This is a genomic window from Proteus cibi, assembly GCF_003144405.1.
GTDB lineage: Bacteria > Pseudomonadota > Gammaproteobacteria > Enterobacterales > Enterobacteriaceae > Proteus > Proteus cibi.
The window spans coordinates 1-26,058 of record NZ_PENW01000033.1; the positions used below are offsets into that span (position 1 = coordinate 1).

Below are 26,058 nucleotides of genomic sequence, written 5' to 3' on the forward strand. Positions count from 1 at the left end.
AGATTGTCTGATAATTTGTTAAAGAGCAGTGCAACATTCGCTGCCGTTTCCGGTCTTCTGCGTTGTTGCGAGGAGGCGTATTCTACATCTTCCTCATTCAGTGTCAAGCGTTATTTTATAAGGCTTTTCACTTTTTTCTTCGTTCTCTCAGTCAGTTCGCTTAGCGCCCTGTGCCGTGACAACGAGGACGCATTATAGGGAGTTTTCTGAGGCTGGCAATAGTTTTTTTAAAAAAAATGTTCGTTTGTTGGCAAATTAAACGATATGCCTATTTTTTGTGACTTTTTAACCATTTTGGTAAGTCTGCAAGGCTATCGAGAACAAAATCTGAACACTGTTGTGCCTCTTCAGTTATCTCTTTTCCTGTGCGAACAAGAATTTTATGCCCCACTCCCGCAGCTTTTGCTGCCAACATGTCTTCTTTTTTATCGCCAACCATGTAAGAAGAAGTCATATCGATGTTTAATTGTGCTTTCGCATCCATAAACATACCTGAGGCTGGTTTGCGACAATCACACTCTTTCTTATATTCTTCTACAGTAGCATCTGGATGATGAGGGCAATAATAGATACCATCTAAATCAACACCTCTATCAGCCAAAGACCAATCCATCCACTCTGTTAGATGTAAAAATTGATCTTCACTGTAGTAGCCACGACCAATACCCGATTGATTCGTCACTAGTACCAAGGCATATCCCATCGCTTTTAATTCAGCCATTGCCTCAATAACACCATCGATAAATTCGAAATTATCAATTTCAGACACATAACCATGGTCTACATTAATAGTTCCATCGCGATCTAAAAAAATCGCAGAAATCCCCTTACTCACAGCATTACTCCATTTAGATATTTTTATTAGTATCGCATGTTTTTTCTTATATAGAGAATGATATCCACGGCTTTCTTTCTTTATTACTCTTCAACTCTTTTTTATTGACTTAGACGTCTAGACGCCTTAACATCTATTTTAACTCGGGCAGAATAGTCTTTATGTCCCATATCTACTTATATAAAGAAAAACATGATTAAACTGACGAATATAAACAAAGTATTTAAGCAGGGAGAGCGTTCCATACAAGCGCTATCAAATATTAACCTGCATGTGCCTCAAGGGCAGATTTTTGGTGTTATTGGATCGTCAGGAGCGGGGAAAAGTACACTAATACGTTGCGTGAACATGTTAGAAAAACCCACTTCAGGTGAAGTGCTTGTTGATGGTCGTGATCTAACTAAGTTATCTGATAAAGAGTTAACAAAAGCACGTCGTGGCATTGGTATGATTTTCCAACATTTCAACTTACTGTCTTCTCGTACAGTGTTTGATAATGTGGCACTACCATTAGAACTTGATAATACGCCTCGCGCTGAAATTAATAAACGTGTTGATGAATTACTTGAATTAGTCGGTTTGTCAGATAAGAAAGAGTATTACCCAGCAAACTTATCTGGCGGGCAAAAGCAACGTGTTGCAATTGCACGCGCATTAGCAAATTCACCCAATGTTTTATTGTGTGATGAAGCAACGAGCGCACTTGATCCAGCAACAACACGTTCTATTTTAGAATTACTAAAGGATATTAACCGTCGTTTAGGTCTCACCATTTTATTAATTACCCATGAAATGGACGTTGTAAAACGCATTTGTGATCAGGTTGCAGTAATAAGTGGTGGTGAATTAGTTGAAAGTGATGCCGTAAGTGAAGTTTTCTCTCATCCGAAAACACCCGTATCTCAGGCTTTTATTCAATCAACACTGCAATTGGATATTCCTGAAGATTACAAAGAACGCATGAAACCAGAGTGGGAGGAAGGTTTATTCCCATTATTGAAACTTGAATTTAACGGTCAGTCAGTCGATGCACCATTAATGTCTATCGTTGCTCGCCGTTTTGACGCAGATATTAATATTTTAAGTTCACAGATGGACTATGCCGGCGGTGTGAAGTTTGGTGTGATGTTAGCTGAGCTACACGGTAAGAATGGTAATACTGAAAAGTCGATTGCGTTTTTAGAAGAGCATCATGTGAAAGTAGAGGTTCTCGGTTATGTCTGAAGGAATGGTTTATTTATTAATTAGTGGGATCTGGGAAACCTTAGTCATGACCTTCGTTTCAGGCTTCTTTGGTTTTGTTATTGGGTTACCACTTGGTGTTTTACTTTATGTCACTCGTCCTGAACAAATTATGGCAAATCCACCTGCCTATCGTGTTATTTCAGCACTTGTGAATATTTTTAGGGCTATCCCTTTTATTATCTTGCTTGTCTGGATGATCCCTTTTACTCGCTTGGTTGTAGGAACATCTATTGGCTTGCAGGCAGCCATCGTACCATTAACGGTTGCAGCAGCACCTTTTATTGCTCGTATGGTCGAAAATACGCTATTGGAAATCCCACAAGGATTAATTGAAGCATCTCGTTCTATGGGTGCAACACCAATGCAAATTATTAAGAAAATTTTATTGCCAGAATCTTTACCAGGTTTGATTAATGCTGCAACCATTACACTAATTACATTAGTGGGTTACTCAGCAATGGGTGGTGCTGTTGGTGCAGGTGGTTTAGGTCAAATTGGCTATCAATATGGTTACGTTGGCTATAATGCAACTGTAATGAATATTGTGATTGTTCTGCTCGTTATTCTTGTTTTTATCATTCAGTTTTTCGGCGATCGCTTAGTGAAGCTGACAACTCATAAATAATTAGATTGAAGGTTTCAATTATTAAATCGAAACCTTTTAATTAACAGATCAAATAAGGGTAAATGTATGTCATTGAAATTTAAATCGCTCGCAGTCGTAAGTGCTTTAATTGGCGCATTAGCATTAGCTGGTTGCGGAGAAAAAGAAAAAGATCCAAACCATATTCGTGTGGGGGTGATTTCTGGCTCTGAGCAACAAGTTGCAGAAGTAGCAAAACAAGTTGCTAAAGATAAATATGGTCTCGATGTAGAACTTGTGACTTTCAATGACTTCGTAATGCCTAATGAATCATTAAGTCGTGGTGATATCGATCTTAATGCATTCCAACACAAGCCTTATTTAGATCAACAAATTAAAGATCGTAATTTCAAGATCACTGCTGTAGGAAATACGTTTATTTACCCTATCGCAGGTTACTCTAAAAAAATTACTGATTTAGCTGATTTACCTGATGGTGCTCAAGTGGCTATCCCTAACGATCCAACTAATTTAGGGCGTTCACTGCTGTTATTAGAAAAAGTAGGATTAATTAAATTAAAAGACGGTGTGGGCTTATTACCAACTTCTTTAGATATTATTGAAAATCCTAAAAATCTAAAATTAGTAGAATTAGAAGCACCTCAATTACCACGTTCATTAGATGATCAAAAAATCTATTTGGCGGTAATCAATACCACTTATGCAAGCCAAGTAAACTTAACACCAGCAAAAGACGGTATTTTTGTTGAAGATAAAGACTCTCCATATGTCAATATCATTGTGGCACGCGAAGATAATAAAGACAGTGAGAATGTGAAGAAATTTATTCAAGCTTACCAAACGGATGAAGTTGATAGTGCTGCAAATAAAATCTTTAACGGCGGTGCAGTAAAAGGCTGGTAATACGTTAAAATTTAATTTAATGATAAAAAAGGCGGACATTTGTTCGCCTTTCTCTTTTTTACTTGGCTAATTTGCATTAAATTAGAGCCGTTTAATTTTTGTATAGACAATAATAAAGAGGATATTACCCATGCACATGCGCTTGCTACTTATTGGCATCATGGCGCTGTTTATGACAGGCTGTTCAATGCAAAAATCATCTGATGTTGATCAGTCTAAATTTACGGATATGCGTTTAAACAAACCAGGGCAACCACAAAAACCAAAGTCACAAACTTTACCTTCAGTACGTATTGTTGAGAAAACTGAAGACCTTTTAGGTGCCCCTTTTAAAGATCTTGGTATTGTCGCTGGCGAATCTTGTCGTCAAACATTACAAGATCCACCAGCAAGTTTACCTATTGCTAAAAAAAGAATGGCAACAAAAGCCGCTTACAAAAATGCGAATGCCGTTTTGTTGCATGAATGCCAAATTGTCACAGGTTTAGGTTGCTATCAATCTGCTATTTGTGAAGGCACAGCGCTACTCATTACAAAATGAACACCTACCAAATGAATCCTATAGGGTATATTTCTAGCCCTTATAAAGAAAAATTTGCCGTTCCACGCCAACCTGGATTGATCCAGGATGGCGGCGGGCAACTTATTCTACATCCCCCTTTTAATCACCCTGATGTAGTTCGAGGCTTAGAGCAATTTAGTCACCTTTGGCTGATTTTTGTTTTTCATCAAACAGCACAACAAGGTTGGCATCCTCTCGTTCGTCCCCCTAGATTAGGTGGCAACGCCAAAATGGGTGTATTTGCAACTCGCTCAACCTTTCGTCCCAACCCAATTGGTATGTCATTGGTTGAATTGAAAAAAGTAAACACAGCAAATCAGTCTGTTATTTTAGAATTAGGTAGCCTTGATTTAGTGGACGGCACGCCTATTCTTGATATCAAACCTTATTTACCGTTTGCAGAATCTCGCCCTAATGCGATTGCAGGATTTGCACAAGAAGCCCCCAACAACGAAATGCCTGTTTTCTTTTCGCCAGTTGCATCAGACCAACTGCAACACTATGCCAATGAGTACCCTCATCTTTCACGTTTTATTACCCAAGTATTACAGCAAGATCCGCGCCCTGCTTATAAGAAAGGTGAACAAAATGATAGAATTTATGCGGTACACTTACTCGAATTTAATGTTCGCTGGCAAGTCAATGGGCAACAGACACTTGTTCTTAGTATAGAACCGCGGTAACTTGCTATTATCTTCATTGATATTGTTATCATGAATAATCTAATCTGAGAGTCATTCCCATATCTTTAGACAAATCAGATTGAAAAAAATGCTTTGCCCCTTTTGGCAGACCTAAGTCACTGGTAGACTAAAGTCTTTCTCTAATTATATTGATGTAGACTGGCGTGACAGTCAGCCTAAGTATTTTTGTTCTAATGGAACCTAATAATGCGTACTAGCCACTATTTGCTCTCTACTTTAAAAGAGACACCTGCTGATGCAGAAATTGTCAGCCATCAACTTATGCTTCGCGCAGGCATGATCCGTAAACTCGCTTCTGGTCTTTATGATTGGATGCCGACCGGGGTTCGTGTTCTAAGAAAAATTGAAAAAATTGTTCGTGAAGAGATGGACAACGCAGGATCACTTGAGATTTCAATGCCTGTTGTTCAACCCGCTGACTTATGGCTAGAAAGTGGTCGTTGGGAACAGTATGGTCCTGAATTACTGCGTTTTTCAGATAGAGGCGAGCGCCCATTTGTTTTAGGCCCAACTCATGAAGAAGTGGTTACTGATATTGTTCGTAACGAAATTACCTCTTACAAACAACTTCCACTGAACCTATATCAAATTCAAACTAAATTCCGCGACGAAGTACGCCCTCGCTTTGGTGTTATGCGTTCTCGTGAATTTATCATGAAAGATGCTTACTCTTTCCATATCTCTCAAGAGTCTTTACAAGAGACTTACGACAGAATGTACGAAGCTTACAGCAAAATTTTCTCACGTATTGGTTTAGATTTCCGTCCAGTACTTGCTGATACAGGCTCTATCGGTGGTAATGCCTCCCATGAGTTCCAAGTTTTAGCAGATAGCGGTGAAGATGATATCGTCTTTTCTACTGGCTCTGACTATGCAGCCAATATCGAATTAGCAGAAGCAGTAATGCCTGCAACTCCACGAGCGGCGGCAACTGAAGAATTACGTTTAGTGGATACACCAAACGCTAAAACAATTGCTGAATTAGTTGAACAATTCAATCTGCCAATTGAAAAAACAGTTAAGACACTGATTGTTCATGGTACAAAAGAAAGTGGTCACCCATTAGTTGCATTATTAGTCCGTGGCGATCACGAACTTAATGAAGTTAAAGCAGAAAAATGCGCTATCGTTGCAGCACCTTTAACTTTCGCTACAGAAGCTGAAATTCGCCAAGCTGTAAATGCAGGCCCGGGCTCATTAGGCCCAGTTAATCTGCCACTGCCAGTAATTATGGATCGCTCTGTCTCTGTAATGAGTGATTTCGGTGCTGGTGCAAACATTGATGGTAAACACTATTTTGGTATCAACTGGGAACGTGACCTACCTGTTGCTGAAATTGCAGACATCCGTAATGTTGTTGAAGGCGATCCAAGCCCAGACGGTAAAGGAACGTTACTAATCAAACGCGGTATTGAAGTTGGTCATATCTTCCAACTTGGCACAAAATATTCAGAAGCATTAAAAGCAACTGTACAAAACGAAGAAGGTCATAACCAAATCGTGACTATGGGCTGTTATGGTATCGGTGTAACTCGTATTGTTGCTGCCGCTATTGAACAAAATCATGATGCTCGCGGTATTATTTGGCCAGATGCGATTGCACCATTCCAAGTTGCTATTTTACCAATGAATATGCATCGTTCTTATCGTGTAAAAGAAGTCGCTGATAAACTTTATAACGAATTACGTGCTCAAGGTATTGATGTTCTGTTTGATGATCGTAAAGAACGTCCGGGTGTCATGTTTGCTGATATGGAACTTATCGGTATTCCACATACAATCGTGATTGGTGATCGTAACTTAGACAACAATCAAATCGAATATAAAGCACGTCGTAGTGATGATAAATCACTGGTCAATGTTGACGACGTTGTTGCCTTTATCAAAGAGCAACTCGCATAATCATTAAGCCTCTGGACGATAAGAGGCTTCATTGAGCAATAAAAAACCCGCAAAAGCGGGTTTTTTATTAAGAATAGAATAACTAAAACTTAGCTTCTGCTACCGCGATGGTTTCCACAAGAGCCATGGCGATTAAAGCGAGGTTTCTCGTCTGTAACCACTAACGCTCGGTCATATTTTCCATCTTCCATTGAAGGACGAATACTGTAATAACCATTAACTTCGAGGTAAACAGGTGTTCCACCATCAACACCGGTTGAGAAATAGCCTTTTTCTAATTCAATACCACTGGCTGCGTAAACACGCCCTGATTGACAATCTTTAAACGTACCTGCATCAGCAAAATAGGTAAACTCACCAGCCAGCTGTTTAGGCTGAACCTTAGCTAAAGTATAATTCAGTTCTGAATTAATAACGTTACCATCGATATCAAGCATGACTAATTTATCTTCGCGAGGTAAATAATAGCTCTTCTCACCATAGCTATTCGTTAACGTCAGTTTATCTTTACCTAATACCCATGTTCCTGATTCAAAGAAACTGCGTTTATCATCAGGGGAACCTTGATAGCTTTGCTCCATAACATAAGAGCCATCTTGATTAACAAGAATTGTCGTGTCGATACCAGAACAATCGGCACAAGGCAGAATACTGTTGTAAGTTTGGTCTACAATTTTTCCATCAAGTGATAGGCCTATATTATTTTGGCAACCTGACAGTACAAATAACCCCGCAGCAACGGCTACAAATAAAATTTTTTTCCCCATCATCTACTCCCTACACTCTGGGTACTTTTTCATAAATCATTCTCTATGTAATTCTAGCATTTTTTAAAATAAAAGGGGGCAATAAAACAAGCTTTAAGATAAATGCACCTTTAATTGCCAATTATTTCTTAAATCACTTCGAATAAAGCACTATTTCAGAAAATTATTATAATAACTATTGTGCTCACATCGAATAACAGCATAATGATTTTATTCTGAATTATTCACTGGCGGCAACACCGCCACGAAAGAGTGGTGAGGGAATATGTCAACAAATACAGAATATCAACCAATTAACTGTGATGATTATGAATATCTGGAGTTAGCATGCCAGCGTGGTTTGGCGCTCCATATTGAACTGCATGATGGTGAGCTTATTGAAGGTATCGCTGATGACCTTTTCTTAAGCAAGAAAGTTGAATATCTCAAAGTCAAAACATCTGAAGGCGCTAAAGATTTACGACTGGATATTATTGCCAGTTTTTCTAATCCCGAACTTGGGACAATCATTATAAAATCGGAATAACCGAATAAAGAACAACCGCCAACCGGCGGTTGTTCATTCCTGAGCCTCTCGCCAGTCAATAGTCATAGCGTGTTCTGATGTTGCTTTTCCCTCAACAGTCACAAATGTGTTAATAGCTGCAATTAACGTATCATTATAATAAATCAAAGGAATTCGTGTTCTACGCCAAGGTGCAACTTCAAGCTCTTGCCAAATCTTTTTACTATGTCGAGCGTGCTCTCGCCCTACAATACGTAAAGATGCTTGTGTTAAACCAAAACGCACTGTAACTGTTTCATTACTTAAAGGCTTTCTGATGGTATTTTTTCCTGCTTCAGCTACGAGTGATAAACATCCTAATCCATTCGGTAAATATAAAGGCTCACTGAGCGACCACTCAATAGCATGATCAACAGGCACTTCGATGATTGGAACTAGATAAAGGCGTTGTTTATAGCGTCTGACTTCATCTTGATAAAATTGTAATCGAGGCTCTGCATCTTCTTTTGCTAAAGCGACTTCTCGCCATAATCGTAAGATTTGTTCTCTTGATGGCATGGTTTTATTGTGTTTAGCAAACCAGCGCCTCAGTAACGCATTGCGCTTGATAACACTACACTGGGCAAGTTGATTAATATCTAAGCTGTGCTCACTGTCCATTAAACCATTAAGTTCAGAGTCTAACAGTTCGTCTAGCAGTGCTTCTTGTTCACCACACAATGCGGCACTTCGAGTTACCGCTTGTGAAAAATGAGGCCAACGTTGAGTGAATAAGGGCATAACACGCAATCGTAAAAAATTGCGATCATAACGATCATCTTGATTACTATCGTCTTCTATCCAATTTAGCCCTTGTTCAGTAGCATAACGTTCTATTTGTTCTCGTGTAATATTGAGTAATGGTCGAAATAAATAACTCTTCTCAAACGCCATTTTCGCAGGCATTGAGGAAAGTCCCGCAGGACCACTGCCTCGCTTTAAAGCCAGTAAAAAAGTTTCAGCTTGATCATCTTGATGTTGAGCTGTCACTAACACTTGTTGTGGCTGTAAATACCGGCGAAAGGCTTGATAACGCGCTTCTCTTGCACCATTTTCAAGACCGCCCTCTTTAGGATCGACATTCACTTTTTCACTAATAAAATTGACGCGCCATTGCTGACAACATTGTTTACAGTGAGCAAGCCAATCATCTGCTTTGATATTTAATCCATGATGAATATAGATAGCCGTTAATTCTAAAGGTAATTGGAATTCATCACGTAAACGTACAAGCCCTTGTAATAAAACAGTGGAATCTACGCCACCACTAAAACCCACCAAAATTTTAGTGTAAGGATCAATTTGTTGTTTGATTTCTTTAAGGAGTAAATCGTATTCCTGTTTCATTATTCCATCATTTATCAGTGAACTCAGATGATTATGTTAAGCTTTTCTCCCCAATTTTGCACGAATACAACGTAGTCCTGAAAAATGAGTGCGAAATTTAAGGCATTGTAGGACTAATGAAGAAAAATAAGGTGGAATAAACACGATTTATGCGATTACTTCACTGAAGGACGAGGTTTTACGGCGCATCGGACAATAGATATGGCTTATTATTCTTTTAGTGAAAATTAGAATTAACATTGTTTTTGGGATGAATTTAACACATTGATATCTAATATATTATTGTTGATATAACCTTCCTTTACTGTCTTAGTGAAAGAGCGTCTTTGAGGACAAAAAAACCTCATGTTATCAACATGAGGTTCTCTTTTATTTTTTGAATGACATTACGCTATCAGCAGTAACCGTATTCCATTAAACGTTGGTAACGACGGTTTGTTAGCTCTTCTGATTCAAATGCATCTAATTCTTCTAAATCAGCTTGAATTTGCGCTTTTAATGAAGCCGCAATTTCATCATAGTGACGATGCGCACCGCCTAAAGGCTCGGGAATAACCGTATCAATCAGCTTAAGCTCTTTTAAACGGTTTGCAGTGATGCCCATTGCTTCAGCAGCTAATGGTGCTTTATCTGCACTTTTCCAAAGAATGGATGCACAACCTTCTGGTGAAATGACGGAATAAGTACTGTATTGCAACATATTCACTTTATCACCAACACCAATCGCTAATGCTCCGCCGGAACCGCCCTCACCAATAACCGTACAGATAATTGGTACATTAAAGCGTGACATTTCACGTAAGTTACGTGCAATGGCTTCTGATTGACCACGCTCCTCAGCACCCACACCAGGATAAGCCCCTGGAGTATCAATAAAGGTGATAATAGGAAGATTAAAACGTTGCGCCATTTCCATTAAACGAAGCGCTTTACGATAGCCTTCGGGTGCTGGCATACCAAAATTACGGCGGATTTTCTCTTTCGTTTCACGCCCTTTTTGATGCCCAATAACCATGACAGGACGGCCATCTAAACGAGCAATACCACCAACAATCGCTTTATCATCAGCATAAGCACGGTCGCCAGCTAATTCTTGGAAGTCAGTAAAGATACGATGAATATAATCTAGTGTGTAAGGTCTTAATGGATGACGTGCAAGTTGTGCAACTTGCCATGCACCAAGATCAGAAAAAATCTTACGCGTTAGCTCTAGGCTTTTTTCTCTTAAACGTGAGACTTCTTCATCGATATTAATATCGATTTTTTCATCATGTTGGCTAACTGCGGTGAGCGAATCAATTTTCGCTTCTAACTCGGCAATTGGCTGTTCAAAATCCAGAAAATTAAGACTCATAACATTCCTATTTTAGTCAAATTCTAATTCTACCTGCTCATTACCCAGCAGAGTTCGCAGATCCGTTAAAAGCATATCCGTTGGCGTAACACGCCAAGTCGCACCAAATCGTAAACGTGCACAGGCATCATGCTTTTCAAAATAAAGGTGAACCGGTATCGTGCCTGAACGATGAGGTTCTAAAACGCCGCGAAGACGATTTAATAATTGCTCATTAATTTGCCTGTCTGATAACGAGATAGCAAGTCCTCGTGCATATTTTTCACGGGCTTCGTTGATATCCATAAGTTCGCGGACTGTCATTTTAAGCCCACCATTGAAATCATCAAAGCTGACCTGCCCAGTAGCAATTAAAATCTTGTCTTGTTCTAATAAATGTTGGTATTTATCCAATGCATCAGAAAATAACATAATTTCTAAGCGACCTGAACGATCATCTAAGGTACAAACGCCGATCCGATTTCCACGTTTCGTTGTAAATACTTTAGAAGCAAGTACTAAGCCTGCTACTTTCACCATTTGACCACGAGGTGTTGGTACTAAATCTTTTAGACGTGTTCCTGCCGCATATCGTTCAATTTCTTTTAAATAACGCGTGATCGGATGACCCGTTAAATATAAACCTAAAGTCTCACGCTCACCTTCTAAAACAACTTGGTCTGGCCATTTAGGTATATTGGCATAAGAACGCTCGACTTGTTCAGGCGCTTCAGCTAACACACCGAACATGTCTGACTGCCCTATTGCTTCAGCTTTGGCATGTTGATCTGCGGCTTTTAATGCATCTTCTAATGAAGACATCAAAGCAGCACGGTGAGGCCCTAGCTTATCGAATGCGCCTGACATTATCAGTTTTTCCATCACTCGGCGATTCAATTTTTTCGTTTCTGTTCTAGCACAGAGATCAAAAATATCTTTAAAGTGACCACCTTGCTGACGCGCTTCGACAATTGCTTCAATCGGACCTTCACCTACACCTTTAATGGCACCAATACCATAAACGATTTCGCCTTCATCATTTACGTGAAAATGATAAAGGCCGCTATTAATATCAGGAGGAAGAACCTTTAAGCCCATTCGCCAACATTCATCAACCAATCCCACCACTTTTTCAGTATTATCCATATCTGCCGTCATTACAGCGGCCATAAATTCAGCTGGATAGTGGGCTTTTAGCCATAATGTTTGGTAAGAAACTAATGCATACGCTGCTGAGTGTGATTTGTTAAATCCATAACCGGCGAATTTCTCCACCAAGTCAAAGATCCTCATAGCAAGCTCACCATCAACGCCATTTTTGATAGCACCCTCTTCAAAAACAGAGCGTTGCTTTGCCATTTCTTCAGGTTTTTTCTTACCCATCGCGCGTCGTAACATATCCGCGCCACCTAGCGTATATCCCGCAAGAACCTGTGCAATCTGCATCACTTGTTCTTGGTATAGGATAACCCCATAGGTTGGTTCTAGTACGGGCTGTAAGCTTTCATGTTGCCACTTAACATCAGGATATGAAATCTCTTCAACACCGTGTTTACGGTCAATAAAGTTATCTACCATGCCTGACTGTAATGGCCCAGGACGAAATAGGGCAACAAGTGCGATCATATCTTCAAAGCAGTCAGGACGTAGGCGTTTGATAAGATCTTTCATACCACGAGATTCCAACTGGAATACCGCGGTCGTTTCTGAACGCTGCAACATATCAAAACTGCGCTGATCCGTTAATGGGATAGCCGAAATATCAACGGGTTCAAGTGACTTTTTAGCACGTCGGGCATTAATCATCTCTAATGCCCAGTTAATGATGGTTAGTGTTCTTAAACCTAAGAAGTCGAATTTAACCAGACCTGCGTATTCAACGTCGTTCTTATCAAATTGTGTAACGGGGTTATTTCCCTCTGCATCACAATAAAGAGGGGCAAAATCGGTGATTTTTGTTGGTGAAATAACGACCCCACCCGCGTGTTTACCCGCATTACGAGTCACCCCTTCTAATTTACGAGCCATATCAATAAGAGATTTAACCTCTTCATCGGCTTCATAAATTTCAGGTAATTGAGGCTCGGCAGCAAACGCTTTTTCCAGCGTCATCCCCGGATCAGGAGGAACGAGTTTTGAAATTCTGTCAACAAAACCGTATGGGTGTCCTAAAACACGACCCACATCACGAATAACCGCTTTCGCTGCCATCGTACCAAATGTAATGATCTGAGATACGGCATCACGACCATACATTTCCGCAACGTGATCAATAACTCTATCGCGTTTTTCCATGCAGAAATCGACGTCAAAGTCTGGCATCGAAACACGTTCAGGGTTAAGAAAACGTTCGAAAAGCAAGTCAAACTCAAGCGGATCAAGATCGGTGATTTTCAGCGAATAAGCCACTAGTGATCCCGCACCTGAACCGCGTCCAGGTCCAACAGGAACACCGTTATCTTTAGACCACTGAATAAACTCCATCACGATAAGGAAGTAACCAGGGAATCCCATCTGGTTAATGACTTTCAGCTCGATATCAAGACGCTCATCATATTCAGGGCGTCTTTTTTGTCTCTCTTCAGGATCTGGAAATAAAAAAGCTAAACGTTCTTCTAGACCTTCTTGTGATTTTTTAACCAGGAAATCTTCTGTGCTCATATCCCCTGTTGGGAATTGTGGAAGGAAGTATTCCCCTAAACGGATCGTGACATTACAGCGTTTCGCGATTTCAACACTGTTTTCTAATGCTTCAGGTATATCAGCAAATAATTCACACATTTCTTCTTCTGTGCGCATATATTGCTGAGGGCTATAATTCTTAGGGCGTTTGGGATCAGATAACGTAAAACCATCATGAATTGCGACACGAATTTCATGTGCGTCAAAATCATCACAGTCAAGAAAACAGACATCATTAGTTGCAACAACAGGCAGACCTTTTTCAGCAGCCAGTGCAACGGCTTCATGAAGATAAGTTTCCTCATCAGTACGACCTGTACGAATAAGTTCTAAATAATAACTATCAGGAAAATGGGTTTGATAATACTCAAGACACTGATCAACTAAAGCTCGATTTCCACGAAGTAGAAACTTCCCCACATCCCCCATTCTACCGCCAGAAAGCAACAAGAGTCCTTCTTTATAAGTTGTTAACCACTCTTGTTTAATTGTCGGTCCGACAGCGCCATAACCGTGTTTGTAAGCTTCAGAAATCAGTAAAGTAAGGTTTTGATATCCTACATTATTGCGGGCAAGAATAGTAAGATGAGCATATTCATCACCTAATAATTCTGTTTCTAGGTAAACATCAGCACCAACGATGGGTTTAATACCCGCGCCATGAGCTGCGCCATAGAATTTTACTAACCCACATAAGTTAGTAAAATCAGTAATTGCAAAAGCAGGCATTCCCAGCGAAGCCACTTTCTTCACAAGAGGCCCTGTTTTTGCCAATCCATCGATCATTGAATAATCGCTGTGTACCCTAAGATGGATAAAACGAGGATCTGCCATAGTGTTTAATTACTCTGTGGATTACTTTAAATTTAAAGCACGTTTTACAGGCGCAAAACTTTTTCGATGATAGGGTGTTGCCCCTAATAAGGCTAGTTTTTCCATATGGAAAACAGTTGGATACCCTTTATGTTTAGCAAAACCATAATCAGGGTAAAGCTTATCTAACTCTTCCATTTCTCTATCACGAGTCACTTTAGCAAGTATAGATGCTGCACTAATTTCTTGAACTAAACTATCACCTTTTATAACCGCTTGAGAGGCCATTGGTAATTTAGGGCAACGGTTACCATCAATTAAGACCATATCAGGTGTTATTGATAATCCCGCAACAGCGCGTTCCATTGCTTTCATCGTTGCCCAAAGAATATTTAATTCATCAATTTCTTCAGGCTCGGCACGCCCTATCGCCCAGCATAATGCTTTTTCTTTTATTTCGTCATAAAGCGCATTACGCTTTTTTTCTGTTAGCTTTTTGGAGTCTGTTAATCCTTCGATTGGATTTGCTGGATCAAGAATAACAGCAGCGGTAACCACTGCGCCCACTAATGGACCTCGACCAACTTCATCAACTCCAGCAATAAGATTTGCTTTTGGATATACAAATTCCATTATTTCTCTACCAATTCTAATACTGCATTTGCTGCTTGCTCATCCGCATTACAACGAATGGCACTATGTAGCTGTAAAAATATCTCTTTTAATTGACGCACTTTTTTTTCATCGGTTAAAAGAGGTAAAAGTTGTTGTGCTAACGCTGAGGGTTCGCACTCTTCTTGCAATAGTTCTTTGATAATTTCTCGTCCCGCTAACAAATTAGGTAACGAGACATAAGGTGTTTTAACTAACCGTTTTGCTAACCAGAAAGTAAATGGCTTCATGCGATAGCCTACAACCATCGGGCATTTGGTTAGCATACATTCTAGTGCAGCTGTACCTGATGCTAACAAAGTGGCATCGCTCGCTGTCATTGCTTCTCTTGCTTGCCCATCAAGAAGTTGTATCTGAAGTTCTGGTGCCACATTTTGATGTATCTGTTCAAATTGGGCGCGTCGCTTAGCATTAACTAATGGCACAACAATATGAAGAGAGGGGATCTGCTGTTTTAGTAACTGTGCTGTTTTTATAAAATCCGCACTCAGCATCTCAACTTCAGCATGACGACTACCTGGAAGCAGTGCTAAACAAGGGGTTTCTTCAGATATTCCTAAATGTTCACGAGCGGCTTTTTTATCTGGATTTAACGCTATGGCATCAGCCATTGTATGACCAATAAAACGGCAAGGAACCTGATACTTATCATAAAACGCTTTTTCAAAAGGTAGAAAAGCTAAGACGAGATCTGTCGCTTTACCAATTTTGAAAACACGTTTTTGACGCCAAGCCCATACCGATGGACTGACATAATGAATAGTTTTGATCCCTTTTTGCTTTAAACGACCTTCAAGCGTGATATTAAAATCAGGTGCGTCGATCCCCACGAAAACATCAGGCTTTAGTTCTGAAAATCGTTGAGTGAGATCTTTTCTGATCTTTAATAAGCGAGGTAATCGTTCAAGAACTTCAACGATCCCCATGACGGCAAGCTCTTCCATCTCATACCAAGCTTCGCAACCTTCAGCTTGCATAAGTGGGCCTGCAACGCCGACAAAGCGAACATTGGGATGCATTTTTTTTAGAGCGCGGATTAATCCCGCGCCCAAGATATCACCGGACGTTTCACCAGCAACTAAGCCGATAACTAACGGACGCTGAGTAGTAGATAATTGGCCTGACAAGGTCATATCCTAATTAGCGAATGATACCGCGGTTAGATTTTGCTGAGTTTTCCAGAAAATCACTGAACAATTTAACATGCGGATTATTATTATCTGCAACCAATTGCCCAATTTCTTCACGTGCTTCTTCCAGTGTTTTACCATTACGGTAAAGTACTTTGTAAGCATTACGAATTGCATGAAGATCTTCTTTAGCAAAACCTCTGCGCTTTAACCCTTCAATATTTAGTCCATAAGGGGTTGCGTGGTTTCCTTGTGCGATAACAAAAGGAGGAACGTCTTGTGCCACACCAGAACATCCGCCAACCATAACGTGAGAGCCAATCTGACAAAACTGATGAACAGCACTCATACCACCGATAATCACAAAGTCACCTAAAGTGACATGACCACCAAGTGTTCCGTTATTAGCAATAATACAACGGTCACCAATAATACAATCATGCGCCACGTGTGTATTAATCATCAGTAAGTTGTCGTTACCTATTTTTGTGATATTGCCACCTTGGGTTGTTCCACGATGGATAGTCACACTTTCACGAATAAGGTTACGATCACCAATAATGACTTGCGTTGGTTCACCACGATATTTCAGATCCTGATTCACTTCACCGATAGAAGTGAATTGGTAAATCTGATTATCTCGGCCAATGCGTGTATGTCCATTGATAACAACGTGAGATTTGATATCAGTACCTTCACCAATCTCAACATGACCACCAATGACACAAAAAGGGCCAATGCGAACATTAGCACCAATTACCGCACCCGCTTCAATAATTGAAGAAGGGTGAATGACTGCGGATTTATCTATCATAGGCTAGACCTCACGGCGGCGAGCACACATCATTTCAGCTTCGCAAGCAATTTCCCCATCAACTTTAGCGACGCCTTTAAAACGAGCAACACCACGACGTTCTTTAATGAATTCTACCTCTAGGATCATTTGATCCCCTGGTAAGACAGGACGTTTAAAGCGAGCACCATCAATAGCAGCAAAATAGTAGAGTTCACCAGGTTCCAGCTTTCCTACACTTTTGAATGCTAAAATACCCGTTGCCTGTGCCATGGCTTCGAGGATCAGTACGCCCGGGAAAATTGGTTTTCCTGGAAAGTGACCTTGAAAGAAAGGCTCATTAAAAGATACATTTTTTACTGCTCTTAGAAATTTTTTCTCTTCAAAATCAAGGACACGATCAACCAATAAGAATGGGTAACGGTGTGGAAGTAAATCTAAAATTTCTTCGATTTGCAGAGTATGATTCTCACTCATTGCAATACTCTTCCTGTCTAATAAAACTGAGTCTAATTAATAATGACACGACCTGCTGTGACTCAAAAAGTGAGTTAACCCGCAGGTCGCAAAATGAGTAACATTCGCCAATGACGTATATTGTTACTTGTCGCCACTTTCTACTTGACGTTCAAGCGACTTGAGCCTTTTTTGCATTTCATCAATTCGCAACACAAGTGCTGCGGTTTTACGCCATGCTTTATTCGATTGCAGCGGAATTCCTGAAGAATAAACACCCGGTTCAGTAATAGGACGCATTACCATTCCCATACCTGTTACCGTGACTTTATCACAGATTTCCATGTGACCATTGATAACACTTGCTCCACCAATCATACAATAGCGGCCTATTTTCAGGCTACCCGCCATGATGACACCACCAGCAACAGCGGTATTGTCACCAATAATGACGTTATGTGCGATTTGGCACTGGTTATCAATGATAACACCATTACCGATAACTGTGTTATCTAATGCACCTCGGTCGATTGTGGTACATGCACCGATTTCAACGCGATCACCAATTACCACTGAACCTAATTGTGGAATTTTGATCCAATTACCACGCTCATTCGCATAACCAAAACCATCTGAACCAATCACAGTACCTGATTGAACCAAACAATCTTTACCAATGATAACTTCATGATAAATAGATACATTTGCCCATAAACGGCTATTGTCGCCAATATGTGCTTTTTTACCCACAAAGCAACCAGCACCAATCACAACATTATCACCAAGGATAACATCAGATTCGATAACTGCATTTGCACCCACGGATACATTTTTTCCTAACTTAGCATCAGGAGAAATAACAGCACTTGGGTGAATATCCTGTGCTGGCTGCGGTGTTGTATCCATAATCTGTGCCATTTGAGCATAGGCAAGATACGGGTTTTTCACCACAAGTGCAGCAACGGGACAAAATGGAAGATCAGCTTCTGTTAATACAACGGCAGCCGCCTGACATTCACTTAATTTTTCACGATAGCGACTATCGGAAAGAAATGTAATTTGTTCGCTATTTGCTAGGCTCATTGAAGCAAGACCGGCGATAGTGATATCACCATCGCCGTGTAACTGTGCATTCAACTGCTGAGCAAGATCAGCTAATCGAATTGAAAACATCTATTATTTAACCTGTTTTTGAACCTGAGCAGTAATATCTTTACCATCTGCGAAATAAGGTACAGTGTTAGCATCAAGGATCACATCATAGCCTTCTTTCTTCGCTACTGCATCAACAGCGTCTAATACACGTTTCATGATTTTGTTACGTTCTTCAGCTTGACGACGGCTAAAGTCTTGCTCAAAAGCTTGTGCTTTTTGTGCGTATGCTTCACGTTTAGCAACCAGATCTTTCTCTGTATTTGCACGTTGTGTTGCATTCATCGTTGGTGCGTCTTTTTGATATTTCTCAACAGCGGTCTGTAATGCTTTACCTAAGTTCTGCAATTCAGTGTCACGTGATTTGAATTCATTTTCCAATTGTTTCTCTACCGCATCACGGTTAGGAATTTGTTGGAGAACTTGACCGATGTTCACAACACCTACTTTATCTGCGGCTTGAACACCTGCTGACATGGTCAATGCCATTCCTAGGGCAGCGGCACATAACAATTTTTTCACGATTAAACTCCTTAAAACCAAAAATAATTTTTTGTCAGAAATCGGATGCCTTTTTCAACATGATGAATCAGGCATCAACTTTACTTACATCGCTACCACGTTCTACCAATATTAAACTGGAATTGCTCTGATTTATCGCCTTCGTAATCTTTTATTGGCTTCGCATAAGAGAATACTAACGGACCTAAAGGAGATAACCATTGTAATGCAACACCGGTTGAAACACGTATATTACTTGCCTTACCGTAATCTGGCATACCTGCGGTCCAATTAGCATTAGTGCTATTCCAGTTGGTATCCCATACAGTACCCGCATCAACAAACAAAGATGTTCTGACTGATGATGAGTATTTATCATCCACAAATGGGGTTGGAGTGATCAGTTCAAAACTTGCCACAGCCATGGCATTACCACCGACCGCATCGCTAGATGGCTCACCCGGTTTTGGTGTTACTGTACCGTCTGCATTCTTCTGCAAATAAATGGCTTTAGGACCGATATTATTTGAACGGAAACCACGAACGGTTCCAGAACCACCGGCATAGAAGTTTTCATAGAATGGTAATTCTTTACCACCTAAACCATCACCGTAGCCTAAACGACCTTTAAACAGGGTTACCCAAGATTCTTTTTCATCAATTGGGTAATACGCCATACCGTCCCAAGTCACTTTATAGTACTTGTTGTCAGAGCCTGGTACAGTCACACGTCCACTTAAGTTACTTCTCACACCTGATGTTGGGAAGAAACCTTTGTTTAAGTTATTAAATGTCCACCCCATACTGACAGTATAGTCATCCGCGTTAAACGACTCACGTTTATCAAAGCCAGGATTTTCCCCCATACTTTCTAGGTAACGCCACATTGCAACCTGAGGTTCCATTCGTGACAGACCATTGTGAGTATAGCCTAAGCCAAGACGTGCTGAGTTATATTCATTAATTGGGAAGCCTAATGTACCGTCTACACCATAAGATTTATTGGTATAACCCGATAAATCAGCATCATTAGCGCGGAAGTCATTATAGAAAATTCGACCACCCAAACTGACACCATTAACGGTAAAGTATGGGTCAGTAACAGATAATTCTGCGTAAGTTGAGTAATCATTTTTACTCGCGTTAATAGCAACTGCGTTACCTGTACCTAACCAGTTATCTTGAGTAACACCTACTTGGAAGCTCACACCACTTTCAGTACCGAAACCGACACCAAAGTTAAGAGAGCCCGTGTTACGCTCTTTTACGCGATAGACGATATCAACCTGATCAGGAGAACCTGGAATACGCTGAGTTTCTGTTTCAACCGTTTCGAAATAACCTAAACGATTTAAACGCTCTTTACCTTGTTCAACTAAATCGCTACCTAACCATGCACCTTCCATTTGACGCATTTCACGGCGTAAAACAGAGTCTTTAGTTATGTCATTACCCGCAAAACGTACTTGACGAACATAGAAACGGTTTCCTGCATCTACGTTTACATGCAGTTTCACTGTTTTATTTTCATCATTAATTTCAGGGTTTGTCATAACGCGAGGATAAGCATATCCATAACGCCCTAACAGATTTTTAATATCATTCTCTGTTTTCGTGACTTGCGCGCCATTATAAAGAGAGCCGGGTGCAATTTCGATAAGCTCTTCAATTTGTTTAGTATAGCCCGCTGTATTACCATTGATTTCAGTATTTTCTACTGTGTATTTATCACCTTCTTTCAGGTTAATGGTAATGTAAATTCCTTTTTTGTCTGGTGTTAAACTGACATTTGTTGATTCAATATCGAAACGTGCATAACCACGATCAAGATAGAAGCTTCTTAATGTTTCTAAGTCACCAGCCAGTTTTTGCTTTTGATATTTTTCATCCGCAGCTAAGTTCCACCAAGGAACATCGTCACGTAATTGGAAGCGGTTAACGAGCTCAGCAGTAGAAAACGCTTTATTACCAACGATGTTGATTTGCTGAATAGTTGCTGAAACACCCTCTGCAAACACAAGTTTTAAGTCAACACGGTTACGAGGAAGCGGTGTGACAACCACTTTCACAGTTGCATTATATTTACCAACACTATAATAAAAATCTTCAAGCCCTTTCTCGATATTCGCTAGCATTGTACGGTCAAGTGTTTCACCGATACGAATGTTAGAAGCATCAAGGTTCTGTTTTAGCATCTCTTCCTTGATTGCTTTGTTACCAGAGAAAGTAATGCTGGCAATAGTTGGACGCTCTTTTACTTGAACAATCAGAGTGTTTCCGTCACGCAAGACACGAACATCATCAAAGTTTCCTGTCGCAAATAATGAACGGATAGTTCGGCTGATATCATCACTACCTACCGAGTCTCCAACCCGGACAGGCATGTTCAGTAATGCTGCACCAACGGCGACGCGTTGAAGACCTTCAAATTGAATGTCCTGAACTACGAATCCGTCTGAACCGTATGCAGTGGCGCTGCCCAGCAGCAGCGACGCTATAAGCAACTTTTTCATCGCCATCGTTGTTTTGTGTTTTCCTAACCGGTCTCTGCTTACCAATTATAAGCGAGAGAAATCATTGAAAAGTGCAAGTCCCATTAAAAGCATCAGTGCCATAATACCAATACGATAACAGAAATCTTGTACACGCTCAGATACCGGCCCTCCCTTTATCTTTTCGATAACCAGGAAAAGCAGGTGCCCGCCATCTAAGACAGGCAGGGGAAACAAGTTAATGATCCCCAAATTGACACTAATAAGCGCCATAAACATCAAATAATAAATAAAACCAGAATCAGCAGACATTCCTGCGCCTTTCGCGATAGACACAGGCCCACTAAGGTTAGTTAATTTGACGTCACCTACGACTAATTTGCCAATCATTTTGACAGTTAAACCCATCAACTGCCATGTTTTATCAGATGCTTCATAGAGCGCCGAAAATGGGTTGTATTGCTGCATTATCAAATATTGCTCATCAGGAGGTAATATTTGTAACTGTGCACCAACTTGCCCTACTTCAGTGCCATCTTTCAGTGCAACAGCTGTCGGTGTAATATTCAACATCAGCGACGAACCGTTACGTTCAACAAGAAGCGCCAAGACTTTATTTGGGCTTTGTCGAACAAAATAAGTAAATGGATGCCATGTATCAATTGGCTGACCGTCAACTTTAACGATACGATCCCCTGCCTGTAAACCCGCTTTTTCAGCAGCAGAGCCTTTCGTAACCTCAATAATCTTTGAGTCTAACCGTGCGCCAACAGGCATTATCCCTAGGGACAAGATAGGATCTTGTTTTTCAGGATCAAAATTCCATTGTTGCAAATTCAGTATATTCTCACTCTCAGAAAGAGAATTTAGATCTGAAACAACGAATGAAACCTCTTTAGCACCAATTTTACTGACTAATGCTAAACGCACTGCATTCTGATCAGGCGTTTCGATACCTGCAACGGATTTTAGTTCCATTCCAGGCGTTAATTTTGCTTGTTCTGCGATAGAATTCGGACGAATGTCTGCAATTATAGGTTTTAATGCAGGAACACCTATCATAAAAACTATCCAATAGGCGACTATCGCTAACAAAAAGTTGGCAATAGGTCCTGCGGCAACAACCGCAGCACGTTGACCAACTGTTTTATTATTAAATGCAAGATGACGACGCTCAGGTGCAACCTCAGCGACTCTTTCATCTAACATTTTTACATAGCCACCTAAAGGTATCCATGCGATAACAAATTCAGTGCCATGTTTATCTATTTTGCGCCAAATTGCTTTTCCAAAACCAATAGAAAAACGCTCGACATAAATACCACAGCGCCTAGCTACCCAAAAATGCCCAAACTCATGTACCGTAATTAAAATACCTAAAACGATAATAAACGCGGCAAGATTCCACAGGATACCCATTACTTACCTTTATAGTTTAAAGCCAGAAGAAATCAGAAAGACCAATCCTGCAAAGACTGGGATAGCCGCAGTCAAACTATCAATTCTATCAAGCACACCGCCATGTCCTGGTATCAATTGGCTGCTGTCTTTAATGCCTGAAACACGTTTAAACATACTTTCTGCTAGATCACCAAACACTGATACGATGACAACAACGCCAGATATTAATAACAAGTTATTAGGTACTTCAACCACAGGTGCAAAATAAGTAAATAACCATGATGCAACACCTGCTGTAATCAACCCACCAACTAACCCTTCGAGAGTTTTACCTGGAGATACTTTAGGTGCCATTTTATGCTTACCCATTAAACGTCCGAAAGCATAAGCACCAGAGTCAGCAGCCCAAACTAATAACATGACATACAGTAGCCACCATGCACCGGTATAACTATCCGTGTTATAACCCAACATACGCAACGCCATCATGCCACAATAAAAGGGAACAATCGTCAATATACCGAACAATAGCTTAATAAAAACTGAATTTTTCCACATATTGGCTGAATTCGGATAACTTACAACTAATAAAATTGCTGCTACCCACCAAATTAAGCCCGCCCACAAACCATTTTTTATCATTGGAGTATCTAGTAGGTGGTCAAAATTAGGTAAAGAAAACTGCATAACGAGTAACAATGCAGCAAAGCCGATCCCTGTCGCAATACGCTTACCTTGAGAATGCCAACCAATAAATTGTGCCCATTCCCAACCCGCTAAGCCTGATATCGCAATAATGACTAATCCAAAACCTGTTGGAGGAAGTAGAAATAGTGCTGCAATAACAATAGGGATTAAAATTAATGCGGTGATGACACGATACTTAAGCAAGTTATCCTCCCAGATTTATAGTATCTGTTTCTGATGTAGTACCACCGAAACGTCTTTCCCGTTTAGCAAAAGCATCTAATGCATTCTGAAAAACTTGTTCATCAAAATCAGGCCATAAAACCTGTGTAAAATAAAGCTCAGCATAAGCAATCTGCCAAATAAGAAAATTACTTATACGATGCTCACCACCTGTACGAATAACAAGATCAACGTCAGGCTGATTATGCAAGCAAAGGTGTGAAGATATTGCATTTTCATTAATATCTTCGAGACTAATTTCCCCTTTTGCGAGGGATGTCGCTAATTGTTTTACGCTTTGAGTAATATCCCATCGACCGCCATAATTAGCCGCAATATTTAAATTAAGTCCTGTATTATTCGCTGTGAGTGCCACAGAACTTTTAATTCGGTCTTGTAAACGGCGACTAAAACGACTGATATCACCAATGACCGTCAATTTCACATTGTGTTTATGCAGGCTTTTCACTTCGTTATCTAAAGCAAAAACAAATAATTCCATGAGAGAACTCACTTCCTGCTCTGGTCTATTCCAGTTTTCGCTGCTAAATGCATATAACGTTAGTGATTCAATTTTGTGTTTTACGGAAAAGCTAACCGCATCCCGAACTGCTTTAATTCCCGCGCGATGCCCCGTTACTCGGAGTTTCCCTTGCTTTTTAGCCCAGCGTCCATTGCCATCCATAATGATAGCAACATGCTTTGGTTTTGATGCGGATGAATCGTCACTGGATAAGTTCACTCAATTTAACCCTTTGCTAATCTGATACTGATACAGACAGTCCTCTTCGGATAATCTATGCACAAAAAAAAACCGTGTCACCCACGGCCTTTGGCAAAGCCTCAAAGTTGCTAAAGCAATAGCCTTAGTAATGAACTGTTAATTTTCATTATTGTCTTTAGTGATTCGGCAACTATACCATTAGCCAGAAAGACGAACAAACACCCTATATTAAATATAATCACCATTATACAAATTGAGTGATTAACTGGTGTGTTTCTAATCTTGCTAATTTATCGATTTCTAGAACATCATTAATACTTTGAGGCTCTGATAGGTCAAAATGTTCAACAACTTTGCGATTAATTTTAGCAATATCAGTAAATTTCACTTTTTCGTGTAAAAATGCATCAACAACCACTTCATTAGCCGCATTTAACACTGTAGTTGCCGCTTGCCCACGCTTTGACGCTTCAATAGCAAGTGCTAAACAAGGGTAACGTTGGTAATCTGGACGAATAAACTCGAGAGATTGAATCTCAAAGAAATCTAATGCTTTTGCACCAGATTGAGTACGATGAGGATAAGCCATTGAGTATGCAATTGGTGTTCTCATATCGGGTTCACCGATTTGAGCGATGATACTGCCATCGCGATAACGAACCATTGAGTGAATGACTGATTGTGGATGAATAATGACTTCCATTTCTTCTTCAGAGGCATTAAAGAAGTAACGAGCTTCAATATACTCAAGCCCTTTATTCATCATCGTTGCAGAATCAACTGAAATTTTACGCCCCATAGACCAATTTGGATGCGCACACGCTTGATCTGGCGTCATTGCTTCCAGTTCATCTAATGGTGTATAGCGAAATGGTCCGCCAGAGCCTGTTAACAAAATACTTGTCACACCTTCATTAGCTAATGATGCATGACCTAGATTTTCTTGAATTGCTTTAGGTAAGCTTTGATAAATTGCATTATGTTCGCTATCAATAGGTAAAATTGTTGCGCCATATTTAGCAACTGCATCAAAGAAAAGACGCCCACTAGTTATCAGCGATTCTTTATTTGCTAACAGAATTCTTTTACCTTTTTCAATAGCGGCAAGTGTCGGTTTTAATCCTGCAACGCCAGTTATAGCAGACATAACCTGATCAGCTTCATCAAGAGCTGCAATTTCATTGATCGCATGGGAACCAGATAGAATTTCTGTTTTACAAGATGTATTAGCGAGTAACTGTTTAAGTTGATTTGCACTTTTTTCATCAGACATCACAGCGTATTTGGGCTGGAAAGCAAGGCACTGTTGTGCCATTTTGTCTGTATTTTTTCCTGCCGCTAGGGCAAGGACCTGATACTCATCAGGATTGTTTTCAATGACGGAAAGAGTGCTAGTTCCGATAGATCCTGTTGAGCCTAATATAGTTATTTGTTTCATTTATTAATCAATCAGTATGTCTACAACGTTTTAATTAAAAAGAATTATATCAGTATGGCAAGGTAAATGAGGATTAAAGATGAAAACTTTAATAAATAATGTGACAAAAGAAGGTATTAAGCACGAATTTTCAAATAAATAATTAAAAA

23 protein-coding genes are annotated in these 26,058 nt (G+C 40.1%); 7 read left to right on the forward strand and 16 right to left on the reverse strand.

Features of this window, described 5'->3' with window-relative positions; translation table 11 throughout:
• Positions 1–268: 268 nt before the first annotated feature.
• The gene (gene gmhB, locus DK865_RS16520) at positions 269–835 is read right to left on the reverse strand and encodes a D-glycero-beta-D-manno-heptose 1,7-bisphosphate 7-phosphatase (RefSeq protein ID WP_109392371.1); all 567 of its coding nucleotides are present in this window, start codon (positions 833–835) and stop codon (positions 269–271) included.
• Between the two features lie 192 nt (positions 836–1,027).
• Here gmhB and metN point away from each other — a divergent pair, with 192 nt between their 5' ends.
• The 6 genes from metN to proS all read left to right on the forward strand — a co-directional run bounded on the left by metN (position 1,028) and on the right by proS (position 6,755).
• Complete coding sequence (gene metN, locus DK865_RS16525) at positions 1,028–2,059, forward strand: methionine ABC transporter ATP-binding protein MetN (protein ID WP_023582691.1); 1,032 nt, start codon at positions 1,028–1,030, stop codon at positions 2,057–2,059.
• On the forward strand, positions 2,052–2,705 hold the full coding sequence (locus DK865_RS16530; protein WP_023582692.1) for a methionine ABC transporter permease MetI: 654 nt from the start codon (positions 2,052–2,054) through the stop codon (positions 2,703–2,705). The genes metN and DK865_RS16530 overlap by 8 nt, the downstream gene beginning before the upstream one ends.
• Before the next feature lie 66 nt (positions 2,706–2,771).
• On the forward strand, positions 2,772–3,587 hold the full coding sequence (locus DK865_RS16535) for a MetQ/NlpA family lipoprotein (RefSeq protein WP_099074393.1): 816 nt from the start codon (positions 2,772–2,774) through the stop codon (positions 3,585–3,587).
• A 130-nt stretch (positions 3,588–3,717) separates the two neighbouring features.
• Positions 3,718–4,128, forward strand: a complete 411-nt coding sequence (rcsF, locus tag DK865_RS16540; protein WP_023582694.1) for an Rcs stress response system protein RcsF — start codon at positions 3,718–3,720, stop codon at positions 4,126–4,128.
• Positions 4,125–4,832 (forward strand): tRNA (N6-threonylcarbamoyladenosine(37)-N6)-methyltransferase TrmO, encoded by a 708-nt coding sequence (gene tsaA, locus DK865_RS16545; RefSeq protein ID WP_109392372.1) that lies wholly within the window; start codon positions 4,125–4,127, stop codon positions 4,830–4,832. The genes rcsF and tsaA overlap by 4 nt, the downstream gene beginning before the upstream one ends.
• A 207-nt stretch (positions 4,833–5,039) precedes the next feature.
• Entirely contained in the window at positions 5,040–6,755 is a 1,716-nt protein-coding gene (gene proS / locus DK865_RS16550; protein WP_109392373.1) for a proline--tRNA ligase, read from the forward strand.
• An 89-nt stretch (positions 6,756–6,844) separates the two neighbouring features.
• Here the strand turns inward: proS and nlpE are convergent, their stop codons facing one another.
• The gene (nlpE, locus tag DK865_RS16555) at positions 6,845–7,525 is read right to left on the reverse strand and encodes an envelope stress response activation lipoprotein NlpE (protein WP_109392374.1); all 681 of its coding nucleotides are present in this window, start codon (positions 7,523–7,525) and stop codon (positions 6,845–6,847) included.
• Positions 7,526–7,787: 262 nt separating this feature from the next.
• On the opposite strand from nlpE, the gene rof reads away from it, so the two are divergent.
• On the forward strand, positions 7,788–8,048 hold the full coding sequence (gene rof, locus DK865_RS16560; protein ID WP_023582698.1) for a Rho-binding antiterminator: 261 nt from the start codon (positions 7,788–7,790) through the stop codon (positions 8,046–8,048).
• Positions 8,049–8,081: 33 nt separating this feature from the next.
• On the opposite strand, the gene tilS is transcribed toward rof, so the two are convergent.
• The 14 genes from tilS to ispC all read right to left on the reverse strand — a co-directional run bounded on the left by tilS (position 8,082) and on the right by ispC (position 25,909).
• Positions 8,082–9,413, reverse strand: coding sequence for a tRNA lysidine(34) synthetase TilS (gene tilS, locus DK865_RS16565; RefSeq protein WP_109392375.1), 1,332 nt, complete (start codon positions 9,411–9,413; stop codon positions 8,082–8,084).
• 394 nt (positions 9,414–9,807) lie between these two features.
• The gene (gene accA, locus DK865_RS16570; protein ID WP_023582700.1) at positions 9,808–10,767 is read right to left on the reverse strand and encodes an acetyl-CoA carboxylase carboxyl transferase subunit alpha; all 960 of its coding nucleotides are present in this window, start codon (positions 10,765–10,767) and stop codon (positions 9,808–9,810) included.
• A gap of 12 nt (positions 10,768–10,779) precedes the next feature.
• Entirely contained in the window at positions 10,780–14,262 is a 3,483-nt protein-coding gene (gene dnaE, locus DK865_RS16575) for a DNA polymerase III subunit alpha (RefSeq protein WP_023582701.1), read from the reverse strand.
• Positions 14,263–14,283: 21 nt separating this feature from the next.
• Complete coding sequence (gene rnhB / locus DK865_RS16580) at positions 14,284–14,874, reverse strand: ribonuclease HII (RefSeq protein ID WP_006535883.1); 591 nt, start codon at positions 14,872–14,874, stop codon at positions 14,284–14,286.
• The gene (gene lpxB, locus DK865_RS16585; protein ID WP_023582702.1) at positions 14,874–16,046 is read right to left on the reverse strand and encodes a lipid-A-disaccharide synthase; all 1,173 of its coding nucleotides are present in this window, start codon (positions 16,044–16,046) and stop codon (positions 14,874–14,876) included. The genes rnhB and lpxB overlap by 1 nt, the downstream gene beginning before the upstream one ends.
• Before the next feature lie 7 nt (positions 16,047–16,053).
• Positions 16,054–16,857, reverse strand: coding sequence for an acyl-ACP--UDP-N-acetylglucosamine O-acyltransferase (lpxA, locus tag DK865_RS16590; protein WP_109392376.1), 804 nt, complete (start codon positions 16,855–16,857; stop codon positions 16,054–16,056).
• Positions 16,858–16,860: 3 nt separating this feature from the next.
• Positions 16,861–17,313: a 3-hydroxyacyl-ACP dehydratase FabZ gene (gene fabZ / locus DK865_RS16595; protein ID WP_006535887.1), complete on the reverse strand. Its 453-nt coding sequence runs from the start codon at positions 17,311–17,313 to the stop codon at positions 16,861–16,863.
• 123 nt (positions 17,314–17,436) lie between these two features.
• Positions 17,437–18,465, reverse strand: a complete 1,029-nt coding sequence (gene lpxD, locus DK865_RS16600; RefSeq protein WP_023582704.1) for a UDP-3-O-(3-hydroxymyristoyl)glucosamine N-acyltransferase — start codon at positions 18,463–18,465, stop codon at positions 17,437–17,439.
• 3 nt (positions 18,466–18,468) lie between these two features.
• Positions 18,469–18,966 (reverse strand): OmpH family outer membrane protein, encoded by a 498-nt coding sequence (locus tag DK865_RS16605; RefSeq protein ID WP_036934019.1) that lies wholly within the window; start codon positions 18,964–18,966, stop codon positions 18,469–18,471.
• A gap of 92 nt (positions 18,967–19,058) precedes the next feature.
• Positions 19,059–21,464, reverse strand: coding sequence for an outer membrane protein assembly factor BamA (bamA, locus tag DK865_RS16610; protein WP_109392377.1), 2,406 nt, complete (start codon positions 21,462–21,464; stop codon positions 19,059–19,061).
• A 39-nt stretch (positions 21,465–21,503) separates the two neighbouring features.
• The gene (gene rseP / locus DK865_RS16615) at positions 21,504–22,856 is read right to left on the reverse strand and encodes a sigma E protease regulator RseP (RefSeq protein WP_023582706.1); all 1,353 of its coding nucleotides are present in this window, start codon (positions 22,854–22,856) and stop codon (positions 21,504–21,506) included.
• A gap of 9 nt (positions 22,857–22,865) precedes the next feature.
• A complete protein-coding gene (gene cdsA, locus DK865_RS16620) occupies positions 22,866–23,729 on the reverse strand; it encodes a phosphatidate cytidylyltransferase (protein WP_109392378.1) in 864 nt (287 codons plus the stop codon).
• 1 nt (position 23,730) lies between these two features.
• Positions 23,731–24,432: a polyprenyl diphosphate synthase gene (gene uppS / locus DK865_RS16625; RefSeq protein WP_023582707.1), complete on the reverse strand. Its 702-nt coding sequence runs from the start codon at positions 24,430–24,432 to the stop codon at positions 23,731–23,733.
• A gap of 283 nt (positions 24,433–24,715) precedes the next feature.
• The gene (ispC, locus tag DK865_RS16630) at positions 24,716–25,909 is read right to left on the reverse strand and encodes a 1-deoxy-D-xylulose-5-phosphate reductoisomerase (protein WP_109392379.1); all 1,194 of its coding nucleotides are present in this window, start codon (positions 25,907–25,909) and stop codon (positions 24,716–24,718) included.
• Positions 25,910–26,058 lie beyond the last annotated feature (149 nt).

Coding starts and splice junctions, on each gene's coding strand:
- lpxB (WP_023582702.1), bottom strand. CDS start 16,046: ATGACCTTGTCAGGCCAATTATCTACTACTCAGCGTCCGTTAGTTATC.
- lpxA (WP_109392376.1), bottom strand. CDS start 16,857: ATGATAGATAAATCCGCAGTCATTCACCCTTCTTCAATTATTGAAGCG.
- nlpE (WP_109392374.1), bottom strand. CDS start 7,525: ATGATGGGGAAAAAAATTTTATTTGTAGCCGTTGCTGCGGGGTTATTT.
- bamA (WP_109392377.1), bottom strand. CDS start 21,464: ATGGCGATGAAAAAGTTGCTTATAGCGTCGCTGCTGCTGGGCAGCGCC.
- tilS (WP_109392375.1), bottom strand. CDS start 9,413: ATGAAACAGGAATACGATTTACTCCTTAAAGAAATCAAACAACAAATT.
- fabZ (WP_006535887.1), bottom strand. CDS start 17,313: ATGAGTGAGAATCATACTCTGCAAATCGAAGAAATTTTAGATTTACTT.
- accA (WP_023582700.1), bottom strand. CDS start 10,767: ATGAGTCTTAATTTTCTGGATTTTGAACAGCCAATTGCCGAGTTAGAA.
- DK865_RS16535 (WP_099074393.1), top strand. CDS start 2,772: ATGTCATTGAAATTTAAATCGCTCGCAGTCGTAAGTGCTTTAATTGGC.
- lpxD (WP_023582704.1), bottom strand. CDS start 18,465: ATGTTTTCAATTCGATTAGCTGATCTTGCTCAGCAGTTGAATGCACAG.
- metN (WP_023582691.1), top strand. CDS start 1,028: ATGATTAAACTGACGAATATAAACAAAGTATTTAAGCAGGGAGAGCGT.
- rseP (WP_023582706.1), bottom strand. CDS start 22,856: ATGGGTATCCTGTGGAATCTTGCCGCGTTTATTATCGTTTTAGGTATT.
- rnhB (WP_006535883.1), bottom strand. CDS start 14,874: ATGGAATTTGTATATCCAAAAGCAAATCTTATTGCTGGAGTTGATGAA.
- tsaA (WP_109392372.1), top strand. CDS start 4,125: ATGAACACCTACCAAATGAATCCTATAGGGTATATTTCTAGCCCTTAT.
- proS (WP_109392373.1), top strand. CDS start 5,040: ATGCGTACTAGCCACTATTTGCTCTCTACTTTAAAAGAGACACCTGCT.
- uppS (WP_023582707.1), bottom strand. CDS start 24,432: ATGGATGGCAATGGACGCTGGGCTAAAAAGCAAGGGAAACTCCGAGTA.
- rof (WP_023582698.1), top strand. CDS start 7,788: ATGTCAACAAATACAGAATATCAACCAATTAACTGTGATGATTATGAA.
- rcsF (WP_023582694.1), top strand. CDS start 3,718: ATGCACATGCGCTTGCTACTTATTGGCATCATGGCGCTGTTTATGACA.
- DK865_RS16530 (WP_023582692.1), top strand. CDS start 2,052: ATGTCTGAAGGAATGGTTTATTTATTAATTAGTGGGATCTGGGAAACC.
- ispC (WP_109392379.1), bottom strand. CDS start 25,909: ATGAAACAAATAACTATATTAGGCTCAACAGGATCTATCGGAACTAGC.
- dnaE (WP_023582701.1), bottom strand. CDS start 14,262: ATGGCAGATCCTCGTTTTATCCATCTTAGGGTACACAGCGATTATTCA.